This is a genomic window from Streptomyces sp. NPDC006733 (assembly GCF_040636125.1).
GTDB lineage: Bacteria > Actinomycetota > Actinomycetes > Streptomycetales > Streptomycetaceae > Actinacidiphila.
The window spans coordinates 43,616-54,257 of sequence record NZ_JBEYJD010000004.1; the positions used below are offsets into that span (position 1 = coordinate 43,616).

1 protein-coding gene is annotated in these 10,642 nt (G+C 72.5%); it reads right to left on the bottom strand.

What is annotated here, in order from left to right:
- Window positions 1–13 precede the first annotated feature (13 nt).
- Complete coding sequence (locus ABZ721_RS05550; protein WP_358787281.1) at window positions 14–10,636, bottom strand: SDR family NAD(P)-dependent oxidoreductase; 10,623 nt, start codon at window positions 10,634–10,636, stop codon at window positions 14–16.
- Between the last annotated feature and the right edge of the window lie 6 nt (window positions 10,637–10,642).

Sequence of the window (10,642 nt, forward strand, 5' to 3'; positions counted from 1 at the left end):
CCCGTGCCCCCGGTCACTCGTCACCCAACTCGACATCGATCATCAGGAAGATCTCTTCCGCCGTGGTCGCGGCTTCGATCCGCTCCCTGGCTCCCTGCTTCTTGGCGCCCCTGGCGCCGTCACCAGCGCCGGCGCCGATGCTGGAGAGCAACGTGCGCAGGCGTTTGGCCACCCTCTGCTGGTCCTCCTCGGAGCTCGCCGTGAGCATCTCCTCGAGCTTCCGCATCTCCTGGTCGATGAGGGGCTCCGGCTCCTCCCCTCCCCCGACCTCCGACAGCAGCAACGCGGCGACCGCGCTCGGGGTGGGGTGGTCGAACACCAAGGTCGCGGGCAGCCGCACACCACTGGCCTGGGCCAAGCGGTTGCGCAGCTCGACGGCGCTGAGCGAGTCGAAGCCGAGGTCCTTGAAGGCGCGCTCGGGATCGACGGCCGCGGCCGAGGCGTGGCCGAGGACTCCCGCGACCTGGGCCTGAACCACCTCGAGCACGATCTGCGCACGGCCTGCCTCCGGCACCCCGGCCAGCCGCTGCGCCAGCGCCGCGACACCCGGCTGGGCAGCCCGTGCCGGGGCCGGGACCAGACCGCGCAGCAGCGGCGGAAGCATCCCGGCCCGCGCCTGGGCGCGCAGCGCAGTGATCTCGAGCAGCACCGACGCCACCACGGCCGCGTCCACCTCCAGCGACCGGTCGAACAGCGCGGGCCCGGTCTCGGCGGTGAGCGCGTTGATGCCCATTCGCTGCAAGCGGGCCAGCTCGGCCTCGTCCAGGCTCGCGGCCATGCCCGCGGTGCCCGACCACAGACCCCACGCCATCGACATGGCGGGAAGCCCGGTCGCCCGGCGGGACGCGGCCAGCGCGTCCAGGGTCGCGTTCGCAGCGGCGTAGTTGCCCTGGCCGGGGCTGCCGATGAGTGCGGAGACCGACGAGAACAGGACGAACGCCGACAGGTCCGCGTCCGCGGTCAGCTCGTGCAGGTGCAGGGCCGCGTCCACCTTCGGCCGCAGCACCCGGACGATCTGCTCCGGTGTCAGCGACGCGATCACCGCGTCGTCCAACACACCGGCGGTGTGCACGACCCCGGTGACCGGACGCTCCACCGAGGCCAGCGCGGCGGCCAGGTGCTCGCGATCGGACACGTCACAGGCGACGACCCGAATGTCGGCGCCCAGTCCCTCCAGCTCGACCACCAGCTCGGCCGCGCCTGCGGCCCGCGGGCCGCGCCGGCTCAACAGCAACAGATGACGCACCCCATGGACGGCCACCAAGTGCCGGGCGAACACCGCGCCCAGACCACCGGTACCCCCCGTGACCACCACGGTCCCGTCCGGATCGAACACGGTCGCCGCCCGCTCACCGGCGGCTGCGGCACGCGCCAACCTCGGCGCCAACAGCCGACCCCCACGAACCGCCACCTGCGGCTCGTCAGCGCCCAGCACCGCACCCCAGTCCGGCTCCTCACCACCCAACTCAAGATCCACCAGCACGAACCGACCCGGATGCTCCGACTGCGCACTGCGCAACAAACCCCACACCGCCGCCTGCGCGATATCGGGAGCCTCGTCACCGATGGCCACCGCCCCGCGCGTGGTCACCACAAGCCGCGACTCACCCACCCACTCACCGGCCAACCAGCCCTGCACCAGGGCGAGTGCTCGGGTGGCGGTGGTGTGCACGGCTTCGGCCAGGTCGCCACCGGGGGTTTCGACCGTGGCCAGCACCAAGTCCGGCACCGGGCCGCGGGCGGCCGCGACCCGCTCCATCTCGGTCAGGTCATCGAGCGTTCCGACCTGGACGGACCGGCCGGCATGTGCCGTCACCGGGGCCCAGTCGAGCTGGTACACCGGTTGCCCGCCCCCGCGGCGCATGCGTTCCAACTGGGCGGGGTCGACGGGGCGCATGGCGAGGCGCTCCAAGCTCAGCACCGGCTCGCCCTGCTCGGACACGACGTCCACCCGCAGGGCCGCATCACCGGCGGGCGAGATCCGCACCCGAACCCGCGACAGGCCCGGACGGCCGCCGCTCACCTTGGACCACGAGAACGGCAGCAGCGTCGCGCCGCCGTCCGTCCCCTTCTCCGCGAACGCGCCGTGCAACGACGCGTCGAACAAGGCCGGGTGGAGACCGAATCCTTCGCCGCCCGAGTCGCCCGGCAGGGCCACATCGGCATACACCACATCGCCGACGCGCCATGCCGTGTGCACGCCCTGGAAGACCGGCCCGTAGTCGAACCCGAGCTCCGCCATCCCGCTGTACAACGCGGCGCCGGACATCTCCACACCGCTCGCCGGCGGCCACTGCCCCGGAACCCACGACACGGTTGTCGCGTCCTCCGCAGCCAGCCATCCCCGCGCATGGCAGATCGTCTCGGCTACGTCACCGGCCTCGGACCTGGCGAAGATCACCAATTCCCGGCGGCCGTCCTCACCCGCCGCACCGACCGTGACCCGCAGCTGCGCCGCGCAACCCTCCTCCAGCAGGAGCGGCGATTCCATCACCAGCTCGTCCACCACGGGGGTACCCACCCGACCACCGGCAGCCAGCGCCAGCTCGACCCACGCCGTGCCGGGCACGATCACGACACCCAGCACCACGTGATCGCGCAGCCACGGCTGCGCTGCGGCGGAGAGGCGACCGGTGAACAGCCACTCGTCCCGGTCGCCGAACTGCACCGCCGCCGCCAGCACGGGATGCTCGACCCGGTCGAGACCGGCCGCCGCGACGTCACCGGTCCGTGCCGAGGGCATCAGCCAGAAGTTCTCCCGCTGGAAGGCGTAGGTGGGCAGGTCGACGCGGTGTGCGCCGGTGCCCGCGAATACCGCGTCCCAGTCGATCGGCACACCGGCGACGTGGGCCTGGCCGAGCGACAGCAGGAGGCGGGGCAGTCCGCCCTCGTCCCGGCGCAGCGAACCGACCACGGCCACCCGGCCCGCCGCGTCCAGCGCCTCGACGGTCTCCTCGATCGCCATCGCCAGCACCGGGTGAGGTGACATCTCCAGGAAGCAGCCCGTGCCGTCATCGACGAGTGCGCGGATGGCGGGCTCGAAGCCGACGGGGTTGCGCAGGTTGCGGTACCAGTACGCGCCATCCATCGCTGCGGTGTCGGCGAAGGCGCCGATCACCGTCGAGTACAGGGGGACCGTTCCCGTCATCGGCTGCACCGGCGCGAGGGCTTCCAGCAGTTCCGCCTCGATGCTCTCGACGTAGGCGGAGTGGGAGGCGTAGTCCACCGCGACGAGGCGGGCGCGGATCTCGTCCCGGTCGCACCCTGCCTTGATCTCCTCCAGCGCGCCCGGCTCACCGGCGACGATCACCGACGCGGGACCGTTGACCGCCGCCACCGACACCCGCCCCGCGAACGGGGCCAGCAACTCCTCGACCTGCTGCACCGGCAGCGCGACCGACATCATGCCGCCCTGCCCCGCCAACCGATCACGCACCAGTTGGGCGCGAACGGCCACAATCCGCGCCGCGTCCCGCAACGACAACGCACCAGCCACATACGCGGCGGCAATCTCACCCTGCGAGTGACCCACCACGGCAGCCGGCTCAACCCCGTACGAACGCCACAGCGCCGCCAAGCTCACCATCGTCGCGAACAGGGCGGGCTGCACCACGTCCACCCGGTCCAGAGACGGTACGCCGGGCGCGCCGCGCAGCACCTCCTCCAGACGCCAGTCCACGAACTCGCTGAGCGCCGCATCGCAGGCGGCGATTTCGGTGGCGAACACCGGCGAGGAGTCCAGCAACCCCACCGCCATACCGACCCACTGCGCCCCCTGCCCCGGGAACACGAACACCGCCTTGGCCGAGGCCGGAGACCGGCCCTCGACCACCACCGGTGACGGCTCACCCAGCGACAGAGCCGTCAGCCCCGCCAGCAACTCCTCACGCCCGGCCGCAGCCACCACACCGCGGTGCTCCAGATGCGCCCGGGAGGTGGCCGAAGAGAAACCCAGATCGGCCAGAGACACTTCCGGCCGCGCCAGCACAAACGCCCGCAGCCGTTCCGCCTGCGCACGCATCGCGGCCAGGTCTCGGCCGGACACCGTCACCGGAACCGCGGGCATCGGACGCAGCTCGGGTGCGCTCCTCGCGGGCAGCTCGGCGGGCGCCTCCTCCAGGATGATGTGCGCGTTCGTGCCGCTCACACCGAACGACGACACCGCGGCCCGACGGGGCCGCTCCCCCGCAGGCCACTTCCGGGCCTCGGTCAGCAACTTCACGTCGCCCGACTCCCAGTCGATGTGCGGCGACGCCTCATCGACGTGCAACGTCTGCGGCAGCACCCCGTGCCGCATCGCCATCACCATCTTGATCACACCGGCCACGCCGGCGGCGGCCGAGGTGTGCCCGATGTTGGACTTGATCGACCCGAGCCACAGCGGCTCACCGTCCCGCTCCTGGCCGTACGTCGCCAGCAGCGCCTGTGCCTCGATCGGGTCCCCGAGCTTGGTCCCCGTGCCGTGCCCCTCGACCGCGTCCACATCCGCCGACGACAGCCCGGCATTGCTCAGCGCCTGCCGGATCACCCGCTCCTGCGAGGGGCCGTTCGGCGCGGTCAGACCGTTGCTCGCACCGTCCTGGTTCACCGCACTGCTGCGGATCAGACCGAGGATGCGGCGCCCGTTGCGCCGGGCGTCCGACAACCGCTCCACGACCATCAGGCCCAGCCCGTCGGAGAACCCGGTCCCGTCCGCTGCCGCCGCATACGCCTTGCACCGCCCGTCGGGGGCCAGGCCGCGCTGCCGGCTGAAGCCGATGAGCAGGTCCGGCGTGGCCATGAGGGAAATGCCGCCGACCAGGGCCATCCCGCACTCGCCGTTGCGAAGAGCCTGCGATGCCATGTGCAGGGCAACGGCGGAGGAGGAGCATGCCGTGTCCACGGAGACCGCCGGACCTTCGAGCCCCAGGGTGTACGCGATCCGGCCGGACACCACACTCGTCGTGGTCCCGGTGAGGTGGTAGCCCTCCAGTTCGGGAGCCATGATCGCGTGGTAGCCCGAGGAGACGGTGCCGCAGAAGACGCCGGTGTCGGTTCCGCGCAGCGTCGTCGGGTCGATGCCCGCGTGCTCGAACGCCTCCCACGACGCCTCCAGCAGCAGACGCTGCTGCGGATCCGTCGCGAGTGCCTCGCGCGGGCTGATGCCGAAGAAGTCGGCGTCGAACGCGCCGATGCGGTCGACGAATCCGCCGGCCTGCGCGTACACGGTTCCGACCTGGTCGGGGTCGGGGTCGTAGAGCCGCTCCAGGTCCCAGCCGCGGTCGGTCGGGAACGGGCCCATGCCGTCCCGGCCGGACGCCACCAGCTCCCACAGCTCCTCCGGCGATGTCACTCCGCCGGGGAACCGGCAGCTCATGCCGACGATCGCCAGCGGTTCGTCGGCGTCGCCGCGCCGCGAGCGCGCCGCACGCGGCCGGTCGACCGCACCGTCCACCGCGACCTGCGACACCAGCAGGCGGGCCACCGCCTGCGGGGTCGGGTGATCGAACACCAGGGTCGCGGGCAGGCGCACGCCCGTGGCCTCGGTGAGCCGGTTGCGCAGTTCGACGGCGCCCAGGGAGTCGAAGCCGAGCTCGTTGAACGCGCGGCCAGGATCGATGGACGAGGCTGAGGCATGCCCGAGCACGCCCGCCGCCTGGGCCAGCACCAGCTCGAGCGCGACCCGCACCCGGTCCGCCTCCGGCACGCCCGCCAGGCGCCGGGCGAGCGACCCACCGGCCGCCGCCCGCCGAGCCGCGACAGGCGCCAGCCCGCGCAGCACGGCCGGGATCGTCCCGGCCCGGGCCTGGGCGCGCAGTACCGCCGGGTCCAGCCGGACCGGCGCCAGCAGCGCCGCGTCCACGGTCAGGGCCTGATCGAAGAGTGCGACGCCCAGCTCGGCCGTCAGCGCCTTGGCTCCCATCCGCTCGAGGCGGGCCAGCTCCGGCTGGCCCAGCTGCGCCGCCATCCCCGCACCGTCGGACCACGGGCCCCAGGCCAGGGACGTCGCCGGCAGCCCCGCTGCCCGGCGCGACGCGGCCAGCGCGTCGAGGGCGGCGTTGGCGGCGGCGTAGTTGCCCTGGCCCGGGCTGCCGATGAGCGCCGCGACGGAGGAGAACAGCACGAACGCGGACAGGTCGGTGTCGGCGGTCAGCTCGTGCAGGTGCAGGGCGGCGTCCACCTTCGGCCGCAGCACCCGCTCGACCTGCTCGGGCGTCAGCGACGCAACGACGCCGTCGTCCAGCACCCCCGCCGCGTGCACCACCGCGGTCAGGCGCCGGTCGGCGGAGCCGAGGACCGCCGCCAGCTGGTCGCGGTCCGAGACGTCGCAGGCGACGACCCGGACGTCCGCGCCCAGGCCTTGCAGCTCGGTCACCAACGCGGCGGCGCCCGCGGCCTGGGGGCCGCGCCGGCTCAGCAGCAGCAGATGACGCACGCCATGGACGGCCACCAGGTGCCGGGCGAACACCGCACCCAGACCCCCCGTACCCCCGGTGATCACGACCGTGCCCTCAGGGTCGATCATCGTCACCGACGTACCGGCGGCGGCGCGCGACAGCCTCGGCGCCAGCAGTCGGCCGTCACGCACCGCCACCTGCGGCTCGTCGGCGCCCAGCACGGAGCCCCAATCCGGCTCCTCACCAACCAGCTCACCATCCACCAGCACGAACCGACCCGGGTGCTCCGACTGCGCACTGCGCAGCAGACCCCACACCGCCGCCTGCGCCATGTCGGGGCCCTCACCGGCGACGGACACCGCACCTCGGGTCACCACGACCAGCTGGGACTCGCCCAGCCACTCGCTGGCCAGCCACCGCTGCACCAGCGCCAGCGCCTCGACCGCGGATGCCGTTGCCCCCGGGGCGTCGACGGCCGCGAGTACCAGCTCGGTGGCCGGGGCGCCGTCCCTGCGGGCGCGCTCCAAGGCGTCCAGGTCCTCGAAGGGCTCGCCCGCGGCGTTGAGCGCACCGAGTACCGCGACCTGGGCGGACCGGCCGGTGCCGGCCGCCACCGGCATCCAGTCCAGTTGGTACAGCGAGCCCTGCGGCTCGCCGGCCCGCCTCAGCTGCGCCTGGTCGACCGGACGGAACACGAGCTGGTCCATGCTGAGCACCGGCTCGTCGTGCTCGTCGACGATGTCGATGCGGAACGCGGCCTCACCCACCGGCATGAGCCGGGCCCGGGCGCGCGACACCCCGGTCCCGCTGAGGTGTACGCCGTTCCAGGAGAACGGCATGACGAGGGTGTCATCCGCCTTCTCACCGAACAGCGAGCTCTGCACCGCGGAGTCGAAGAGCCCGGGGTGGATACCGAAGGCCTGCGCGTCCGCGTCGTCCGGCAGCGCCAGCTCGACGTAGACGACGTCCTCGTCCTGCCACGCCTCGACCACACCCTGGAAGAGGGCGCCGTAGTCGTAGCCGATATCGGTCATGCGGGTGTAGAGCGCGTCCGCGGAGAGCGGCTCGGCGTCCCGGGGCGGCCATGCGACATCCCACGCGGGCACGGCCGCGGGCACGGGCCCCAGCCAGCCGCGGCCGTGGCAGATCGCGCCGGACTGCTCGTCCGCCTCGTCGCCCTCGGGACGGGAGAAGATGGCAAACCCGCGGCGGCCGTCCTCGTCGGCATGCCCGATGAGGAGTTGGATCTGGCGCGCCACCGTCTCGTCCAGGGCGAGCGGAGACTCGATCACCAGCTCGTCCACCACCGCGCAGCCGACCTCGCGCCCTGCGGCCAAGCTCATCTCGACCAGCGCCACACCGGGCACGATGATCGCGCCCATGACGACGTGGTCGCGCGTCCACGGCTGCGCTTCGGTGGAGATTCGGCCGGTGAAGAGCCACTCATCACGGTCCCCGATGAGCGCCCGGCCTGCCAGAACGGGGTGGTCCACGGCGATGAGGCCGGCGGCGGAAACATCACCCGGAGCGGTACCCGGGGTCAGCCAGAACCGCTCGCGCTGGAAGGCGTAGGTGGGCAGGTCGACGCGCTGGGCGCCGGTACCGGTGTAGAAGGCGTTCCAGTCGACGCTGATGCCGGCGGTGTGCACGTGGCCGAGGAAGCCTGCGAAGGTGTCCAGCTCGCCGTGCTTGGCGCGCAGCGCCGGGAGGAACACCGCCTCGGTGTCGTCCTCGACGCACTGGCGGGCCATCGCGGTCAGGACCGCGTCCGGACCCAGCTCCAGGAACCGACGAACACCCAGCTCCCACAAGGTGCCGACCCCATCGGCGAACCGCACCGCGCCACGTACATGCCGCACCCAGTAGTCGGCGTCGAAGACCGACACGACCTCACCGAACACATTGGAGACCACCGGAATGCGCGGGCTGCTGTAGCTCAGCTTGTCCGCGACCGCCCGGAACTCATCCAGCATCGGCTCCATGAGCGGGGAGTGGAACGCGTGCGACACCCGCAACCGGGTGGTCTTGCGTCCCTCCCACTGCGCCAGCCAGTCCGTGAGGGCATCCTGCGCACCGGACACGACGACCGACGTCGGCCCGTTGATCGCCGCGATCTCCAAACGGCCCTCGAACCCGGCCAGCGACCCGGTCACCTCCGCTTCCGCGGCCTGCACGGCGACCATCGCCCCACCCGCAGGCAGCGCACCCATCAACCGGCCACGCGCCACAACCAGTTCGGCGGCATCCGCCAAGGACAGCACCCCGGCCACGTGAGCGGCCGCGATCTCCCCGACCGAATGCCCGATCAGATAGTCCGGACGCACCCCCAGTGCTTCCATCAGCCGGAACAGCGCCACCTCGACAGCGAACAGCACCACCTGGGTGAACTCCGTCGAGGCCAGCACCTCAGCATCAGCGGCCAGCAGCTCCCGCACCGACCGGCCCAGCCGTGGATCCAACTCCGCACACACCGCCGTCAACGCCTCATCGAAGGCCGGAAACGTTGCGGCCAGCTCCAGGCCCATCCCCGACCGCTGCGAGCCCTGACCGGTGAACAAGAACGCCGTCTTGCCCTCGACCCCGACGCCCGACTCCGCCGGCATCTCGGCGAGCCGCGACAGGAGCTCGTCGCGGTCCGCCGCCACCACGACAGCCCGGCGCTCCAGCAGTGCCCGCGACGACACCAGCGAGTACGCCGTGTCCGCAACCGACAGTTCGGCCCGTACCGCCAAGTGGGAGCGCAGCCGCGCCGCCTGCGCGCGCAGCGCCGCGTCATTGCTCGCCGAAAGGATCACCGGGACCGCACCGGCGGGCCGCGTCATCTCGTCCGGTCCGTCCGCGGACGGCCCCGCAGAGGGCTCCTCGGCCGGCGCTTCCTCCAGGATGATGTGCGCGTTCGTGCCGCTGACACCGAAGGACGAGACGCCCGCACGCCGCGGACGGTCCTTCGCGGACCACTCCCGGGCCTGGGTCAGCAGCTCGACGCGGCCAGAGTGCCAGTCCACGTGCGGCGACGCCTCATCGACGTGCAGGGTCCGGGGCAGCACCCCGTTCCGCATCGCCATGACCATCTTGATGACGCCGGCGACGCCGGCCGCGGTGGAGGTGTGGCCGATGTTGGACTTGATCGAGCCGAGCCACAGCGGGTCGCCGTCGCGCTCGCGGCCGTACGTCGCCAGCAGCGCCTGCGCCTCGATCGGGTCCCCCAGCACGGTGCCCGTCCCGTGGCCCTCGACGGCGTCGACGTCGGACGGCGACAGCCCGGCATTGCTCAGCGCCTGCCGGATCACCCGCTCCTGCGCGGGGCCGTTCGGCGCCGTCAGACCGTTGCTCGCACCGTCCTGGTTCACCGCACTGCCACGGATCAAGCCCAGGATGCGCCGCCCATTGCGCTGGGCGTCCGACAACCGCTCCAGCACGATCAGGCCGAGACCGTCGGAGAAGCCGGTCCCGTCGGCGGAGGCCGCGTACGCCTTGCAGCGCCCGTCGGGCGCCAGCCCGCGCTGGCGGCTGAACTCCATGTGCAGGAAGGGGCCGGCCAGCACGGTGACGCCGCCGGCGAGCGCGAGCGAGCACTCGCCCGCCCGCAGTGCGTTCGCCGCCAGGTGCAGAGCGACGGCGGAGGCGGAGCAGGCGGTGTCCACGGACACGGCCGGGCCCTCCAGGCCGAGGCTGTAGGCGACACGGCCCGAGACCACGCTGGTGGTGGAGCCGGTCAGACGGAATCCCTCGATCTGCGGCAGGGCTCCCGCGGGCATGGCCGCGTAGTCGGACGGGCCGACACCGCAGAAGACACCGGTCGCCGTGCCGCGCAGATGGTGCGGGTCGATGCCCGCGTCCTCCAGCGCCTCCCACGACGCCTCGAGCAGCAGGCGCTGCTGCGGGTCCATGGCGGTCGCTTCGCGGGGGCTGATGCCGAAGAAGTCGGCATCGAACTCGGCGGCCCCGTCGATGAACCCGCCCTCCCTGGCGTACACGGTGCCGAGCCGGTCGGGGTCCGGGTCGTACAGCCCCTCCAGGTCCCAGCCGCGGTCGGTCGGGAACGGCCCCATGCCGTCGCTGCCCGACGCCACCAGCTCCCACAGCTCCTCCGGCGACGTCACCCCGCCGGGGTAGCGGCAGCTCATGCCCACGATCGCGATCGGCTCCCCTTCGCGCGACTCGTACTCGCGAAGACGCGCGCGGGCCTGGTTGAGGTCGCTCGCCATCTTCTTGAGATAGCGGGCGATCTTCTCCTGCTGATCGGTGTTCTCTGCCATTTCCCC